The organism is Providencia sp. Marseille-Q8014 (genome assembly GCF_965112055.1).
The window spans coordinates 215,013-232,207 of record NZ_CBCOPT010000001.1; the positions used below are offsets into that span (position 1 = coordinate 215,013).

The 17,195-nt window shown below is 43.0% G+C and carries 11 protein-coding genes; 6 read left to right on the forward strand and 5 right to left on the reverse strand.

Going from position 1 to position 17,195, the window contains the following annotated elements; genetic code table 11:
* Positions 1 to 117: 117 nt before the first annotated feature.
* Positions 118 to 423, reverse strand: coding sequence for an acid-activated periplasmic chaperone HdeA (gene hdeA, locus ACWPW6_RS00940; RefSeq protein WP_154623420.1), 306 nt, complete (start codon positions 421 to 423; stop codon positions 118 to 120).
* Between the two features lie 481 nt (positions 424 to 904).
* Here hdeA and ACWPW6_RS00945 point away from each other — a divergent pair, with 481 nt between their 5' ends.
* The 4 genes from ACWPW6_RS00945 to ACWPW6_RS00960 are packed head-to-tail and all read left to right on the forward strand — an operon-like array spanning position 905 to position 6,409.
* Positions 905 to 1,615 carry an ROK family protein gene (locus ACWPW6_RS00945; protein WP_154622635.1) on the forward strand — a complete coding sequence of 237 codons (711 nt, stop codon included), beginning with the start codon at positions 905 to 907 and terminating at the stop codon, positions 1,613 to 1,615.
* A complete protein-coding gene (gene gnd, locus ACWPW6_RS00950) occupies positions 1,612 to 2,664 on the forward strand; it encodes a phosphogluconate dehydrogenase (NAD(+)-dependent, decarboxylating) (RefSeq protein ID WP_154622636.1) in 1,053 nt (350 codons plus the stop codon). Before ACWPW6_RS00945 ends, gnd begins: the two co-directional genes overlap by 4 nt.
* Positions 2,661 to 4,103, forward strand: a complete 1,443-nt coding sequence (gene zwf, locus ACWPW6_RS00955; protein ID WP_154622637.1) for a glucose-6-phosphate dehydrogenase — start codon at positions 2,661 to 2,663, stop codon at positions 4,101 to 4,103. Before gnd ends, zwf begins: the two co-directional genes overlap by 4 nt.
* Positions 4,100 to 6,409, forward strand: coding sequence for a glycoside hydrolase family 15 protein (locus tag ACWPW6_RS00960; RefSeq protein WP_247047708.1), 2,310 nt, complete (start codon positions 4,100 to 4,102; stop codon positions 6,407 to 6,409). Before zwf ends, ACWPW6_RS00960 begins: the two co-directional genes overlap by 4 nt.
* A gap of 180 nt (positions 6,410 to 6,589) precedes the next feature.
* Here the strand turns inward: ACWPW6_RS00960 and glgA are convergent, their stop codons facing one another.
* A complete protein-coding gene (glgA, locus tag ACWPW6_RS00965) occupies positions 6,590 to 8,029 on the reverse strand; it encodes a glycogen synthase GlgA (RefSeq protein WP_163860507.1) in 1,440 nt (479 codons plus the stop codon).
* A 9-nt stretch (positions 8,030 to 8,038) separates the two neighbouring features.
* Positions 8,039 to 10,237, reverse strand: coding sequence for a 1,4-alpha-glucan branching protein GlgB (glgB, locus tag ACWPW6_RS00970; RefSeq protein ID WP_249999654.1), 2,199 nt, complete (start codon positions 10,235 to 10,237; stop codon positions 8,039 to 8,041).
* A gap of 608 nt (positions 10,238 to 10,845) precedes the next feature.
* Between glgB and emrA the strand changes: the two genes are divergently transcribed.
* Together emrA and ACWPW6_RS00980 are read left to right on the forward strand one after the other, a co-directional pair.
* Complete coding sequence (gene emrA / locus ACWPW6_RS00975) at positions 10,846 to 12,018, forward strand: multidrug efflux MFS transporter periplasmic adaptor subunit EmrA (RefSeq protein ID WP_154623247.1); 1,173 nt, start codon at positions 10,846 to 10,848, stop codon at positions 12,016 to 12,018.
* Positions 12,019 to 12,034: 16 nt separating this feature from the next.
* The gene (locus ACWPW6_RS00980; protein ID WP_163860509.1) at positions 12,035 to 13,555 is read left to right on the forward strand and encodes a DHA2 family efflux MFS transporter permease subunit; all 1,521 of its coding nucleotides are present in this window, start codon (positions 12,035 to 12,037) and stop codon (positions 13,553 to 13,555) included.
* A 49-nt stretch (positions 13,556 to 13,604) separates the two neighbouring features.
* Here ACWPW6_RS00980 and ACWPW6_RS00985 read toward each other — a convergent pair whose 3' ends face one another.
* Together ACWPW6_RS00985 and ACWPW6_RS00990 are read right to left on the reverse strand one after the other, a co-directional pair.
* Entirely contained in the window at positions 13,605 to 14,678 is a 1,074-nt protein-coding gene (locus ACWPW6_RS00985) for a fimbrial protein (RefSeq protein WP_167520907.1), read from the reverse strand.
* A gap of 13 nt (positions 14,679 to 14,691) precedes the next feature.
* Complete coding sequence (locus tag ACWPW6_RS00990) at positions 14,692 to 17,184, reverse strand: fimbria/pilus outer membrane usher protein (RefSeq protein WP_249999656.1); 2,493 nt, start codon at positions 17,182 to 17,184, stop codon at positions 14,692 to 14,694.
* Positions 17,185 to 17,195 lie beyond the last annotated feature (11 nt).

A 17,195-nucleotide genomic window follows, 5' to 3' on the forward strand; every position in this document is an offset into this window, starting at 1 on the left:
TTTGGCTGATGAGGAAACATGATGAAATAGGAAAAACCAAATCACATCCATCATAAAAGGGTGTGATATGGTGAATGTATTGCGTAGCCAAAAGGCTACGCAACCAACAAGGAAGACTTATTTTTTAGCGTTTTTAACTTGCTCAACAAAATTAGCCTTAGTCTCTTTTTTACAAGCCTCAATCACGAGAGGTGTTAGGGTTTGAATACCATCAACATCTAGCACGGCATCTTCGACTTTATCTTTTTTCGTTAATAACTCACCAAAGCCGACAGCGGTTGGATAAAAGTTATCATCGATCGCTAAAAACTCTTCACATGTCCATTCGTTTAGGGGCTTAGTATCGTTTTTCTTCTCTTCAGCCATGGCGGAAAGGCTCGTTAATGAAGCAGCAATAATACCGACAATAAAATATTTTTTCATAATTTCACCTTAATAATTAACGATCATTGAATGAGTTTTTCATAAAAGGTTCTAATCTGGATATAAATGCTTATCTCCATTTCCTAATCATCATAGATGATGAAAAATAAAAAACAAAGAGCGCAAAATGACGGTATTTATATGATTATTTAAATTCTATCAATAGTGATTTATTATTTGAAAATAAGACTAAAAGTAGTCATTTAATGATAATTAAATAAAAAGATAATTAAGTTTTATTTAATTAAAAGCGTTTTTACTTTTATTAAAACTATTTATAGGTATACTTTTTTTATCGACAAAAAATAAAATGTAATCTTGTTATCGATTATTGACGGGGACGTATTTCGGCACCGTCATTTCAACACCAGAAGGAAGACAGTTGTTCGCCTAGATCGGCTTGCGGTTATCGATTTAGGTTCGGGAGTTTCCTGTAATACAACATCCATTGCCTATGTTGGCAAAGCGGAGAAACCTTTCTATGTCTTTAACGAGTAAAACATCTTGTGTCATTACAATTTCGGATGTTCCCACAACCAAACGAATTTTAGTTATTGATGTTGGTGGTACACATGTCAAACTGTATACCGCCCCTAACACCCCTGCTATCGAATTTGTTTCTGGTCACACTATGACGCCAGAGCAATTTATTCATGATGTCAACCAATGCATTGATACGCGTTTATTTGATGGCGTCAGCATTGGCTTTCCATCCCCTATCTCTGGTAATCGTATTCTCAAAGAACCCGTTAATTTAGGACGTGGTTGGGTTGATTTTAATTTAGTGAATGCATTCCCGTGCCCTATTCGTCTGATTAACGATGCTGCAATGCAAGCTGTTGGTAGCTATGAAGGTGGCAGCATGTTGTTTTTAGGATTAGGTACTGGGTTAGGCAGTGCATTAGTGGCTAATCAGCAGCTACAGCCAATGGAAATTGCCCATTTACCCTATCGAGAACATGACTACGAATATTATGTGAGCGAACACTATCGTGAATCGGTTGGGGATGAGACATGGCGGCAGAGTGTGCTAACGATAGTGGATTTATTTTATCAAGCCTTTATGCCGGATTACATTGTGATCGGTGGGGGTAATGTGCATCAGTTTGCTGAACTACCTGAGCATGTACGGCGTGGCGATAACGACAAAGCTTTTCTTGGTGGAATCAGAATTTGGGGGAATAACCTATGAGTCAATCATCTGTAAATCAACTGCAATTAGGTTTTATTGGGCTTGGCAGAATGGGGGCCGCGATGGTGCGTCGCATCCAACAAGCCGGTATTTCGTGTGTTGTTTATGATCAAAATGCAGCGATTCGTCAGCAATTACCCGACAGCGTTGTTTTTAACCACTCACTTGAGGAATTGGTGAAAAACATGCAGGCACCCCGACATATTTGGCTTATGTTGCCCGCAGCGGTTGTCGATACGGTCATTGCTCAGTTAAAACCGTTACTCGAAAAAGGTGACACACTGATTGACGGTGGAAACTCCCATTTTACTGAAGATATTCGTCGTGCTAATGCATTGAAAGCCGACGGCATTCACTATATGGATGTTGGTGTCAGTGGCGGTGTATGGGGAGAAGAACGTGGTTATTGCCAGATGATTGGTGGGCCGAAAGCGCATTATGAATATTTAGAACCGGTTTTTCGTGCATTAGCGCCTGGCGTCGATGCCGCACCACGTACTGAAGGTCACCAAGGCGAACCGTCACCAGCAGAACAAGGCTACCTACATTGTGGCCCGAGTGGTGCCGGTCACTTTGTTAAGATGGTGCACAATGGTATTGAATATGGTTTGATGGCGGCTTATGCGGAAGGACTGAATATCCTTAAGCATGCAGATCAAGGGCTTAATCCTGTTGCTGCGGATGCGGAAACTGCGCCACTGGAACACCCTGAATATTATCAATATCAATTACCTGTTGGCGAGATCAGTGAATTATGGCGCCGCGGTAGTGTGGTTGGATCTTGGCTACTTGATCTGATCGCACAAGAGATGCACCAATCCCCTGACTTGGAGAATTATGCAGGACGAGTTTCTGATTCGGGAGAAGGCCGCTGGACATCAACCGCAGCTATCGATTTAGGGGTTCCTGCTCCAGTCCTGACAAGCGCTCTGTATTCACGTTTTGCTTCTCGTGATAATGATTTATTTGCAGATCGCGTTCAGTCGGCAATGCGTCATGCTTTTGGAGGACATAAAGAAAAAGCAGCAGAGCAGGGGGGAGATCAATGAGTCGTCTTTCATTGGTAATATTGGGAGCAAGTGGTGATCTGACCAAACGTTTATTAATGCCGTCATTATTTCGCTTGCATAGATTAGGCCTGATCCCTGAACTCAATATTATTGGTTACTCAATTGATAAATGGGATCGCGAAGCTTTTTTACAGCATATTCATAACGCTCTGGCTGAATTTATTGCCGATTTTAATGAAGCAGAATGGACATCATTCAGTGAGCACTTAGATTTTGTCAGTGGTTCACTTGAAGCATCGGCTTTGCAAGCGCTAGAAAGCAAATTGACACCATCGGCGCTGTTTTATCTTGCATTGCCTCCTACCTTATTTGGGCAAGCAGCACAGGCGATAGGTGAGGCAGGATTATCCAAAGAGAGTCCCGATAACTGGCGTCGTATCTTAATTGAAAAACCCTTTGGCACAGATCTCGAATCAGCAAAAGCATTGCGTGAACAAGTTCATGCTTATTGGGATGAATCACAGGTCTATCGCATAGACCATTTCTTGGGAAAAGAAGCGACACAAAACTTAATGATCTTCCGCTTTGCAAATCGTGTCCTTGCCCCTGTTTGGAATGCAGAACATATTGAGCAGGTACAAATTACCTATGCCGAAACCCTTGGTGTAGAGAACCGTGCGGTTTATTACGATCATTCAGGGGCAATGCGTGACATGCTGCAAAACCATCTTATGCAGCTACTGACCCTGACTGCAATCGAACCGTTAGGCCGCTGGGATGGTGAAATTCTACGTGACCATAAGGTTGAAGTACTCAAGTCCGTTAGGCCTACGGATGATATGGAGGCGAACGATTGGGCGGTTCGAGGACAATATTGTGCTGGGCAAGTGAACGGTGAAACGGCAACAGACTACTGCAATGAACCGGGTATACCTGTCGACACTAATACTGAAACTTTTGCCGCATTACGAATTGAAATTGATAACTGGCGCTGGAAAGGGGTGCCTTTTTATTTGCGTAGCGGTAAACGCCTTGCGAATAATTACGCTGAAATTGCGGTGCAATTTAAAGCGCCAGCAGGCGCATTACCGGAAAATGTTCAGGTTGATAATAATTGGCTGGTGTTCAGATTAGCTCCGACGATGGGGATGGATATGCATATGACGGCGAAATTACCGGGTATGCATCTAAATACACATGGCATTACCCTCAGTGCACCCTATACACAGCCTGGACAATATGAGGTGTCCGCCTATGAGCAGCTTTTAATTGATGCGCTCCATGGTGAACGCGCGCATTTCTTGCGTTTTGATGAGGTTGAGTGGGCGTGGCGGATTATCGATCCTGCATTAAAAGCATGGCAGAAAGGTATGCCTGATTTGTATAAAGCGGGAACTCAAGGGCCGGATACGCAATCACGAATTATGCGTACAGGGCATCAATGGCGTTCACTCTTTGAACAGGAGAGTCGCGAATGATAGCACAGCAAGCACCGGGGGCACCCGGTAGCACCGCAACTTGGACGAGTAGTGCAAAAGATATGGTAGGCACTGCGATAGGACAAGGGCGTGTATGGTTTACTGTCGGGTATGGGATTTTAAATGAAGTCTACTGGCCTTCTTGTAGTACTCCGCAAATTCGAGATTTAGGGTTTATTATTGCTGGGGATGATTTTTGGTCAGAAGTTAAGCGAGTTCATCAATATAGCTTAACCACGCCATCATCTGCTTTACCTATTCCGAAAATCGTACATCAACATGAACGTTATCGTCTTGAGCTGGAAATTATCACTGACCCAGCCCGAGATGTATTGCTGATTCATTATCACCTTGAAGGTGAGGGACTGCGGCTATACCCACTCTTAGCACCACATCTTGGAGGGGATGGCGACAATAATTATGCGTCAGTGACTCCTGCGGGTTTGGCGGCTCAGAAGAATGGACAATACCTTATTTTGTCTGCTGAAAGTGGTTTTGCTCGTGGCAGTGTGGGTTATGTGGGAAGTTCTGACGGCTGGCAAGATTTTAGCCAAAACGGTGGAATGCATTGGGAATATCAACAGGCAGGTCCTGGTAATGTCGCAATGTTGGGAGAGTTGAATCGTAATTCAGGAGTACTCGCATTAGCTTTTTCAGATAGTGCACAAGGAGCTATAACTCTGGCAAATAGCTCTCTTGCCGCAGGTTATCAGGAAGCAAAGCGCCAGTACGCTTATTTATGGGCTGAATGGAATGAAACGGTCAATTTTCCTGAACTCGATAAATTACCGAAAAAGTTATCCGATGCTGTGCGCACCTCAGTTGTAGTATTAAAGACGCACGAAGGTAGAACCTTTCCCGGCTCACTGGTGGCGAGTTTAAGTACACCATGGGGGGATACCCATAAAGACCCTGGGGGTTATCACCTTGTTTGGCCAAGAGATTCGGTTGAAGTCGGCTTTGCGATGCTAGCTTGTGGGTTGATTACGGAAGTGCGAGCTTTACTGGCTTATTTGATAGCCATTCAGCAGCCTGATGGGCATTGGATGCAGAACAATTTTACTGATGGTCGCCCTTATTGGCAGGGGATTCAACTGGATGAAGTCGCACTACCGGTACTATTTGCCGCAAAATTACATGAGCAAGGCTTACTTGGCGAAATGCGTGGGGCAGCGGTGCATATGGCACGTAAGGCACTCGCTTTTATCGCACAATATGGACCTGCTAGCCCACAAGATCGTTGGGAAGAGAACTCAGGAATTAACCCTTTCACATTATCAGTCTCGATTGCTGCATTGGTGGCTGGAGCGAAAGCGGGTTTCCTTGAGGAAGGTGATAAGCAATACGCTATTGATTTGGCTGATGATTGGAATGAGCGATTAGAATCTTGGGTCTATGTCTCTAATACGGAACTTGACCATGAATTGGGTATTTCAGGACACTATATCCGTTTAAATCCGAATTGCCATTCAGCCCGCTTTGGCGATGTGATGCTACGTAACCGTAATAATGAAACAATTAACACGCGTGCGTTATTGGGGATGGAATATCTCTATTTAGTGCGCTTAGGGCTACGTAAAGCGTCAGATAAACGTATTCAAGATACCACCAAACTGGTGGATAAACAGTTATGTGTGAACTTGCCGGCAGGTCCATATTATTATCGTTATAACGAAGATGGTTATGGTGAACATGAGGATGGACGCGCATTTGATGGAAGTGGTGTAGGCCGCCTATGGCCATTACTCAGTGGTGAACGAGGCCACTATGCCGCGGCCTGTAAACAAGATATTCAACCTTATTTAAATGCGATCTTAGCCTCGGCCAGTACTGGCGGTATGTTGCCTGAACAAATCTGGGATAAAGAAAGTATTCCAGAAAGAGGGTTATTAACGGGCAGGCCGAGTGGTAGTGCGATGCCACTGATTTGGGCACATGCGGAATTAATCAAACTAATTTACGTGCAAAAAACGGGTGTGCCTATTGAACAGTTGCACTCGGTGAGTGAGCATTATGGTCAAAAATCGCTAGCGCCACGGGCACGTCATTGGCGTGATAATTTGTCTTGCGGGGCCGTGCCCGCAGATCGTGAGCTATGGATTGAAGCGCAAGAGCCATTTGTTCTGCATTATGGTTATGATCATTGGCAAAATATTAAAGAGCAAAGCAGCCAGCCACTTGGTTTAGGGCTATATGGTGTTGCATTAGATGTCAGCGCATTAGCAGGAAAAACGATCCAGTTTACACGTAGATTTGATGCTAAGGGTTGGGAAGGCCGTGACTGGAGTATTGATATCGAAGCATAAATAATCGTTTATGCATTCAATCTTTCAAGCGGGCATTTAATCATGCCCGCTTTCTTTAATATAAATTAAATCAGCAAATTGATTGTAAACAGCAACGCATGATTGAATGGCGAGATGCAGGGGAATGACAGGGTAGTGAGAATTTAAAGCCGCATCGCGGCTTTAAACCTCATTGAACACTCATTGGGTTAGCAGTCTGCGATACACTTCTAAATATGTTTCAGCCGACTTTTGCCAACTCACATCCCGAGCCATTGCGTTTCGTTGTACTTGCTGCCATTGTGCTGGGGAATCCCATAAAGCAAGTGCACGATCAACGGCGGCCTTGAGGTCAGAGGCATGGCTTTCATTAAACACAAAACCAGTTGCTTCTCCGCGCTTGATAGCTTCTAAGGAACAATCTGTCACGGTATCAGCAAGGCCTCCGGTATTACGTACTAGGGGGAGAGTGCCATACCGTAATGCATAGAGCTGAGTCAGGCCACAAGGTTCAAAACGACTTGGCACCATTAATACATCTGTACCTGCAATGATTTGGTGGGATAGCGGCTCATCATAGCCAATGATGGTGCGGATCTGATCAGGATATTGCGATTGTGCATGACGATAAGCATTTTCAAGATCATGATCGCCGTTACCCAGTAAAATAAACTGACTCCCTGAATTCAGTAGATCCGGTAAAATATCAAGGATCAGATCTAACCCTTTTTGGCGAGTCATACGGCTGACAACAGCAAAAAGAGGCTTGTCAGTCTGTTGCGCAAGACCGAGAGACTTCTGTAAAGCAAGCTTATTTTTCACCTTATTTTTTAAATTGTGTGCACTGTATTTTTGCGCAATGAATGTATCACTTGAAGGTGACCATACTTCCGTATCGATGCCATTGAGAATGCCGCTGAGACGTTGTTCATGACTGAGTCGATTTAGCAATCCATCTAGGCCATAAGCATAATGTGGATTTAAAATTTCTTTGGCGTAGGTTGGGCTAACCGCATTGGTATGGTTGGCATAAAATAGACCTGCTTTCATAAAGGAGAGCTGACCAAAAAACTCCATTCCTTCAACATTATAAAACTCAGGGGGTAACCAAAGCTCATGGATATGATGAGGGGAAAATAGCCCTTGGTAAGCAATATTATGTATTGTAAACATACAACGAGCAGGGTATCCGTACGCGGCGAGATAGGCACAAGCAAGGGCGGCATGCCAATCATGTGCATGGACAATTTCCGCTTGCCATAGGGGGTCACAGCCTCTCGCAAGTTCTGCTGCAACAAAGCCTAATAGACCAAATCGACGGTAATTATCTTGATATGCATTATTATAACCATCGTGATAAGGGCTACCTTCGCGCTGATAAAGATGCGGCGATTCAATAATATACAGTGGCGTGCCTTGGTATTGACTATAAAATAAGGTGATTTCACCAGCAAATGTATTGAGTGTGGTGACTTTTTGTTTGTCGGATACTTGATTGATGATGGCAGGAAAGCCCGGAACTAACACCCTTGCATCTGCACCATACTGTCGCTGAGCTGGCGGAAGTGCGGCCACAACATCAGCCAACCCACCTGTTTTTAATAAAGGGAAAAACTCGGCACAAACATGTAATACTTTCATTTTTACTCCTTATTGATTTGTGGTTGGCCGTAGGCTCAGGTATAGCGTTGATAGAGGGGGGAGTGTTAATTCAATAGAATGATCATAACCATGAGCCTTAATGGGTTGGGTCATAATGTGGGAGGTCGATTGGGTTTCTTTCCCCCCATAGAGTTGCTCGCTTGTGTTTAATAAAATTTGGTATCGACCCGCTTGTTTGACGCCGATACGATAATGAGGGCGCGTTACAGGTGTAAAATGACTGATCACGAGCAGTGGATCTCCATTTTCTGCATAGCGAATAAATGCAAAAACGGCGTTGTCATCGTCATCGACGATCACCCATTCAAAGCTTTTTTCATGGTGATCATTATCGTAAAGTGCCGGCGTATTACGGTAAATTAAATTGAGAACCTTTACCAAGCGTTGCACACCAGAGTGTGGGCTAGTTGGAATATCAATTAGGTGCCAATCAAGTTCACTATCATGATCCCATTCGCGCCATTGGGCTATCTCCCCACCCATAAAAAGTAATTTTTTGCCAGGATGCGCCCACATAAATCCATAATAGGCTCGTAGGGTGGCAAATTTCTGTTCGGGCGTACCTGACATTTTGCGTAATAGCGACCCTTTGCCATGCACCACTTCATCATGGGATAAAGGGAGTATGTAGTTTTCAGCCCATGCGTACATGACACTAAATGTCATTTTGCTGTGATGATATTTTCGGGCGAGTGGATCGAGTTGTAGATAACTTAAGGTGTCATGCATCCACCCCATATTCCATTTGTAGTTAAAACCGAGTCCACCAAGGGATGGCGGCAAGGTAACGCCCGAAAAGTCTGTCGACTCTTCAGCTGCCATGAGGCTATTAGGCTGGATTTTATGCAATCGCTCGTTGGTCTCTTGTAAGAAGCTAACGGCTTCGAGATTAATATTGCCTCCGTATTCATTGGCAATCCATTCGCCGTCAGGACGGCTATAATCACGATAAATCATGGAAGCAACAGCATCGACGCGTAAGCCATCAAAACCAAAGCGATCAACCCAATATATCGCGTTATCAGATAAAAACTGACGCACTTCACGGCTACGGTAGTCGTAGATCAGAGTATTCCAGTCACGGTGTTTGCCTTCTTTTGGGTCAGCGTATTCATAAAGTGGCGTCCCATCAAAATTGGCGAGTCCACTGCTATCAGAAGGAAAATGGCCAGGTACCCAATCAAGAATAACATTGATACCGAGCTTGTGTGCTTTATCAATAAAATCAATTAAATCTTGAGGAGAACCAAAGCGGCTGGTAGGGGAATAAATCCCCAATGGCTGATAGCCCCAAGAGCCATCAAAAGGGTGTTCACTAATGGGCAATATCTCTAGGTGGGTGAACCCCATTTCTTTGACATAAGGCAGTAATGTGTCTGCTAACTCACTGTAACTTAACCATGTTGTGCCATTATGTGAGCGACGCCAAGAGCCAAGGTGAACTTCATAGATTGAAATAGGGGCATTACGTTGGTTCGCCTGAATTTGTTGCGGTGTAGGTATAGATTTTTTGGGCAGTGGAGAAATGATGGATGTGGTATCTGGCCGTAATTGGCTACGAAAAGCATAAGGGTCAGATTTTAATTGGAGTTGCCCCTTTGCATCTAATATTTCATATTGATAGTGAGTACCAGCATGGATAGCAGGAAGAAATATTTCCCAGATACCGCTTTCTGGATGGTAGCGCATTGGATAGCGACGACCATCCCAAAAATTAAACTCACCCACCACTGAAACCCGTTGCGCATTTGGTGCCCACACACAAAAATGGGTACCTAAGATATCATCCAACTGCTTGATATGTGCACCTAATATCTCAAATGAGCACGTTTGAGGAGAACCTTGAGTATTCGAGTCATGGAGTAATGTGCCGAAACGATAAGGATCTTCAATGATTTGTTGCGAGTCACCCCAGTCAACCTGCAAGATATAGGTAAAGTTAGTATCTAAGTCTGCTGCGTCACCAACAAAAAAACCACGTGGGTCAACGCGTGATAATTGAATGACAGGGGCTGCGGTTAGCCTGTCAAGGACGGTGACTTGCTGAGCATTGGGTAGTAATACTCGAAAATATGTTTTTCTCCCTTGCTGATGCATACCTAAGAAGGAGAAAGGGTCACGATAATTTCCGGCAAAGAGTTGATCAACGATCAGAGCTTGAGTTGAGGATACCTTCGTTTCTTTCATTACCTCTCCTGAATCAAAGCAGTCGGGGCTAACAGTCTTCTATTATAGTTCTCATTATGAACGATAGAATGATATTTATTGTTTCATGCTCATCATTTTCTAGTGATACTGAAAATTATTTTGATCATATAAGGATGATCTAGGGTATTCAGATACTTTTTATTTATTATTATTCTGCACATGTATTATTCAAATGTAACAGCAACTAATTCTGATATATCAAAACATTGAGTTGGATCAATATCAAGTAAATTAGCGATACTTTATATGCGAAATATGCGAATAAAGCCAACGCGCAATAAAGCTGACGAGTGCTGATGGAAATCATCAAAAATCGATGTATTAAAAATAATCTTTTTTATTATCATAATAATTAGGGGTAAGAAAAGTCAAATATAATAATCTTTAAAATTCATTAAGTTAAGTTGATTCTATTTAAGATGCTCACCATTGAACATTCTCATCATTTAATGATGATAATGTTAATATCTAATTAAGAATAAATTTTGAAATTAATAATGCTAAATGGAATTCTCTATTGCTTTATTAGCATTAGTTCGTAAATATAAGGGCAGTGATTAATAAAGCGTGAGACCCTGAGAGTTATTATGGATCAACCTACAAATTCAGCAGAAACCAATCAAAAAACGAAGAAAGAAACACGTCGAAAAGTGTGGATGGTTATCGCTTCAATTATTATTGTTCTTCTATTTGTTGCCTATGGTGCTTATTGGTTTCTTGTATTACGTTTTCAAGAATATACCGATGATGCCTATGTCTCTGGTGTGCAGGTGCCGATTATTGCGCAAACAACAGGCAACGTGACTCAGGTTAACTTTGAAAATACAGATTTAGTGAAAGCCGGTGATGTGCTGGTGGTTCTTGATAAAACCAATGCACAGTTAGCCTATGAGCAAGCAAAACACGATTTAGCGACCACTGTGCGGAAAACGAAAGAGTTGTATATCAATGGTGATGAGTATTTGGCGCAGATTCAAAAAAATCGTATCTCACTTGCGCAAGCACAAAAAGATTATCAACGAAGAGTTGCTTTGGGTCGCAGTGGCACAATTTCGAAAGAAGATTTACAGCATTCTCAAGAAGCCGTGCAGTTGGCGCAAGCCGCACTGGATATATCCATTCAACAATATAATGCCAACCGTGCCCTGTTGCGTAATACCGAGCTGAAAAAACAACCCGCTATTCAACAGGCGGCTGACAATGTGCGTAATGCATGGATTACCTTGCAACGCACTGAAGTAAAAAGCCCTATTACTGGTTATGTTTCACGCCGTAATGTACAAGTCGGTTCTCAAGTTAGCCCACAAGGTTCTTTGATGGCTGTTGTTCCAGTGCAACCTGTGTGGGTTGATGCCAATTTTAAAGAGACCCAACTTGAGAAGGTGCGTATTGGACAGCCTGTCACTCTAACCAGCGACTTTTATGGTGATGATATTGTGTATACCGGCAAGGTTGTTGGCTTAGATATGGGAACAGGAAGTGCCTTCTCTTTGTTACCCGCACAGAATGCAACGGGCAACTGGATCAAAGTGGTACAGCGTTTACCTGTTCGTGTCGAATTAGAGCCGGAGCAGGTCGCAAAATATCCATTACGTATCGGGCTATCAATGAATGCAACGATTGATATTAAAGACCAAAATGGCCCTGTATTAGCTGAGATTCAGCGTGAAACACCGGCTTTTGAAAGTGACGTATTGGTGTTAAAACTGGCTGATGTCGATGCAGTGATCGACACCATTATTAACGAAAACGCGGATTAGCCCGAAAGGAGTGGCTGTGGCAGATATTCAACCACTAAAGGGCGCAAAGCTGGTATGGGCAACGATTGCATTGTCGTTAGCAACTTTTATGCAGGTGCTAGATTCGACCATTGCTAACGTTGCTATACCAACAATTGCAGGTGATCTCGGTGTTTCTATGTCTCAAGGAACATGGGTTATCACCTCATTTGGGGTTTCTAATGCTATTTCTATCGCGATTTCTGGATTCCTTGCCAAACGGTTTGGAGAAGTCCGCGTTTTCCTATGGGCAACAGCGTTATTCACCGTATTTTCATTACTCTGTGGCTTCTCCGACAGCCTTGGCATGTTAATTTTATTTCGTGTTTTACAAGGTGCTGTCGCAGGGCCTGTGATCCCCCTTTCACAAAGTCTGATTATGCGTTGTTATCCACCCAAAATGCAAAATATGGCGCTGGCATTTTGGTCAATGACAATCATTTTAGCCCCCGTATTTGGCCCTATTTTTGGTGGTTATATCAGTGATAACTTCCATTGGGGCTGGATCTTCTTTATGAACGTACCGTTAGGTATTTTCGTGGTTATCGTCGGTTCTATTATTCTTAAAGGAATGGAATCGAAAGTCGTGAATGTACCGTTTAACGTGATTGGTCTGGCATTACTATCCGTAGGGGTGGGTTGTCTTCAGGTACTACTGGATAAAGGGAAAGAGCTTGGTTGGTTGGCATCGAATGAAATTGTGATTTTAGCGGTTATTTCAGCGATTGCTTTAGTCTTCTTGGTGATTTGGGAACTGACCGACAAAAACCCAGTGGTTGAATTATCCCTTTTTAAATCACGTAACTTCACCATTGGGACGATTTCTGTCAGTTTGGCCTATATGGCTTACTTTGGTGCCATTGTTCTCTTGCCTCAATTATTGCAAGAGGTCTATGGTTATACCGCAACATGGGCTGGATTAGCGCTCGCACCAATTGGTTTATTACCCGTCTTATTTTCTGCGCCCGTTGCTAAGCTATCAGATTTCTTAGATATCCGCTGGATAGTGACGTTTAGCTTTGTGTTTTATGCGATTTGTTTCTTCTGGCGAGCGTATACTTTTGAGCCTAGTATGGGCTTTTCAGCCGTTGTTTGGCCACAATTGGTACAAGGAATGGCGGTTGCCTGTTTCTTTATGCCATTAACCACGTTGACCCTGTCTGGTTTACCGCCAGAGAAACTGGCTTCGGCATCAAGTCTGGCAAACTTTTTCCGTACACTCGCGGGTTCGATAGGCACTTCAATCACAACAACGATGTGGAGTGATAGGGAATCAGTTCACCATAGTCAGTTAACGGAATACATTACAGACTATAATCCAGAATCTTTGCAGATGTATAAAGAGATGGGAGCACATGGTTTAAGCCATGAGCAAACATCGGGTTTCATTGCGCAAGAGATTACTAGCCAAGGATTAATCATTGCTGCAAATGAAATCTTTTGGTTATGTGGATGGGTATTTATCGGGCTGATTATTACCGTGTGGTTTGCTAAGCCACCATTTGGTAATAAGGCTTAAGTGCATAAAATAAGGGCGTGAATGTATCACGCCCTTATTGTTTTGAATATTAGGGATAAACAATATTCAGGGTGGCTGTTGTTTTTAGGGTGCCTTGGCTGGCTTTATGCGGATCCCAAGCGTAATAGTAAACGGCCATAGGGATACTAAAGTTCGGTTCTAACTGACCCCCCGCATTCACATAGAATAATGATGTTGCATGACCACGAGCGTTTGGGTTTTGTGAAATCACGATAGGGTTATTTGGATTACTGGTTTTAACTAAGCGTAGACCGATACCTTGGGCCGCATTGGCTGTTTTATCAATCAACACGGTATTATCTGAGCTGAGCAGATTATTGCTAGATAAAAAGATATCAATTGCTCGTTCCGCTGTATTATTCGCCCCCCCTAGGTTTTCACAACGCATATTTAATGCAAATGGGGTATAGCCTGCCTGTGACTCATTAATGACTTGATGACGGCTGAGTGTTGGTAATGTCACAACAAGGCCTGCATTTTGAAAAGCGCAAGTGGTAAGTTTAGGCGCATATTTCAATATTAGCGGCTGGCCGTACATATCTTGGTCATCGTAAGGCCAATTAAACCCATTAAACAACCATTGCAGGATCTTAATAATTTGCTTAACAGGCCATAGTACAATGTCAAAAAATGACATGCCACTTAAGTCTGTAACAAATAAAATATCATGCAGATGAGCAGTATGACCGGCAATCAGGGTGCCTTGTTTGGGTTCAAGGGTAAATTTAATCGTTACTGGAGTATTAAGTTCAGAGGCATTGTGGCGACCTGAGTTCTTCAGTTTTCTATTTGGGATATCATTAATGATTTGTGCTCTGACATGATATTTCCCATTCATGAAACTCAAAATCGTCGCATATTGGTTATCGGTATTGAGAATTTTGGTATAACCGAACTCGCTGTTACGAGTGGAACAATTGAAGCTACCCACATACTGGGTTGATATTGTGGTGGTCCATTCTGGCGTAGCGGGGGTTAGTTTATCGGACAAATCAATACTGATCGGCGAGGCATAGCGAATACCTCCACCTCCCTCATGACAAATTGCTTGGCTATAACCACTAAATGCAATCAAGACTAAAAAAAGAAAATGTTTCATCATGACATTCATCTCGTTATTGGCAAACGCCAGTTATGCCATCAAGGTTGTTAGGCAGATTGTGAATGGTGCAAGTACCATTATTCAGCCGGATAATGACCGACTTAGGAAAGGTTTCTGCTTTTAAATACAGCATGCTGGCTTGCCCTACATAACCCAAGGCTTCGCCTTGAAGGTCAGTAACCTCCGCGCCAAAAGGAAGCGCACTGCCATTTTTTTGTACTGCACGACTGATCCAAGAAGAACGGGTATCTGTTTTAAATTTAATTAAATTCACCGAGCCTTCTATCGGGGCACTATTCGCAATATTACCAATAACTTCAGCACCTTGAGTATTTTCTGTATTTGACAGAGTGATGGTGTTTTTACGATAAGGGGTTGCATAAGGCACCAATGCCAACCCTTCTTTATTGGTAATAATACTTTGGTCACCATTGACCATGAGTCCTTGCGCTTTTGGGGCTTTCACAATGGTCATTGTGTTACCAATCTCATTGGAGGCAAGAAGTTCCCAAGGTATGGCAACTAGGCTACCACGAGCGTTTAGACCGGTTTGGCGATAGTCATTAGATTCACTTATAGAGCTACCAATAGTGGAGATATTTGAACGATAAGCAACGTTGGCGCTTGCCATATTTTGGCCGCCTTGTTGATTACTTCCAGATAAGGAGTAGCTCAAACGATTTGATTCCAGAGCAGTGCCACTTAGAGACACCGTACTTTGCTGATAACGAGAGTCAGTCGCCGTGAATCCCGTACTCACCCACATATCATTATCAAACAAAGAGAGCGGGAAGCTAATTGAAACATAATAGCGATTTTCTTCTTTGCCTTTGCCATCGCGTACTCGGCTTGCTGAAAGAGAGTAACTCATATTTGCATAGGCGTTTGAATAACCTAATTGATATTCACGCGTGGTTGGGGTGGTTGACCAATAGTCTCGTTGAGAACCCGAAATATATAAGGTTCCCCAATTTTCTGGTAAACGTTGGTTAAGGTTAATGGTGAACGTATTCTTAGGGCGTACGCCACGCATAGAATCCCATGTATTCATATCAAAAACAGGTGCTTCACGATTAGGTTGCGTTTCTGACTGTTGTTTTTCTATGGTTTCTTGATAAAGGCGATACCCTTCATGAGCATGGATAGCGTCACTGAAACTATAGTAACCTTTCGTGGAATAACGATAGGCTGCTAAGGTAAAGTTTGTGGCGGTTGTATTTAAAAATTTACTGTATGACACCCTCATACTTTGACCTGTTTGAGTATCACTAGGTAGCTTCGTTTTGGCATGGGTGATATCAACGGCGACCGCACCAATAGGAAAATTCCAGCCAGAACCCAGCAAATAAGCTTGATAATCTTCACTGGCGATAACGCCGGTATAACCTGTGATTAAGTTATTAAAGCCATATTCGAAAGTGCCTTGGAAGAACTTCGGCTGATAGCTACCATTTTCTTGATTAACTTTACCTGCGAGTAGTGCGTAGTTACTGACGCCTTCTTTTAGCATGCCAGGTACAGCGGAGAAAGGGACAGTGAAGGACTGTTCTTGGCCGTCAGCTTCTTTCACAATGACTAATAAGTCACCCGCAGACCCTGTTGGCTGAATATTATCAATGGTAAATTGCCCTGGTGGAACGTTTTCTTGATAAATCACACTGCCGTTTTGCATCACCTTGACGAGGGCGTTAGTTTGCGCAACACCTCTGACAATCGGGGCGAATCCCTGTTGTGAGGTTGGGCGCATATTAATATCTGACGCGAATGAAGCCCCTCGGACACGCACTGAGTCAAATAATGTGCCTTGAGAGTAGAAATCTCCAGCAATAAAATTTGATTTATAGGATGGTAAAGCTTTACGTAGGTAGCGGGTGTTATTCTGCCATTTTAGATCATTGCCTGCATGTTTACGGACTGAGCTGCTATCACGAAATTGCCAAGAACTGAAGTTGATCCCGGATTCAAGGCCAGCATAAAAGTCATCACTGGATGATGTGTCGCCACGTTTATTATGCGTTTTATAGTATGTTGTATTATATGAAAGCATCGCAGCGGGTATGCCATTCTCCCAAAATTCAGGGGGAACGTAGCCCGCTTCCGTGCGTAATAGGAAGCTTTGTGGAATAGACATTTTGATGCTTAATGTACTGACATCAACATCAAAGCTACCCCCTTGAACTAATTGTTCTAATGAATAATTTTGTTGCTCACTCGTGCTTTCAGGTAACTTGATACCTAACAACGACGCTTCATGTTTGCTAAGCAACACTTGATTGTTATCGTTGGTAAACACAAAGGAATAGCGCCCTTTCCAGTCACCATTAATAAAAACGTCCATTTCTTGGGTGCCTGCTGGCATGCTTTGTTCTTCATAAAAGCGAGACAGGTCTGATTTCGCAGAATCACCAGCGAGTAAAGAGGTATCAAAGCTGACCCCCCAACTTTTTGATGTTCCAAGAACGAGAAAAGCGAAAAATAGGCTTTTATGGCAGCCAAACAACGTCATTATTACTGATT

Bases quoted from the DNA above. Each gene is read 5' to 3' on its own strand.
- ACWPW6_RS00990 (WP_249999656.1), bottom strand. From the start codon at position 17,184: ATGACGTTGTTTGGCTGCCATAAAAGCCTATTTTTCGCTTTTCTCGTT.
- ACWPW6_RS00945 (WP_154622635.1), top strand. From the start codon at position 905: ATGTCTTTAACGAGTAAAACATCTTGTGTCATTACAATTTCGGATGTT.
- glgB (WP_249999654.1), bottom strand. From the start codon at position 10,237: ATGAAAGAAACGAAGGTATCCTCAACTCAAGCTCTGATCGTTGATCAA.
- ACWPW6_RS00985 (WP_167520907.1), bottom strand. From the start codon at position 14,678: ATGATGAAACATTTTCTTTTTTTAGTCTTGATTGCATTTAGTGGTTAT.
- ACWPW6_RS00960 (WP_247047708.1), top strand. From the start codon at position 4,100: ATGATAGCACAGCAAGCACCGGGGGCACCCGGTAGCACCGCAACTTGG.
- zwf (WP_154622637.1), top strand. From the start codon at position 2,661: ATGAGTCGTCTTTCATTGGTAATATTGGGAGCAAGTGGTGATCTGACC.
- glgA (WP_163860507.1), bottom strand. From the start codon at position 8,029: ATGAAAGTATTACATGTTTGTGCCGAGTTTTTCCCTTTATTAAAAACA.
- hdeA (WP_154623420.1), bottom strand. From the start codon at position 423: ATGAAAAAATATTTTATTGTCGGTATTATTGCTGCTTCATTAACGAGC.
- gnd (WP_154622636.1), top strand. From the start codon at position 1,612: ATGAGTCAATCATCTGTAAATCAACTGCAATTAGGTTTTATTGGGCTT.
- emrA (WP_154623247.1), top strand. From the start codon at position 10,846: ATGGATCAACCTACAAATTCAGCAGAAACCAATCAAAAAACGAAGAAA.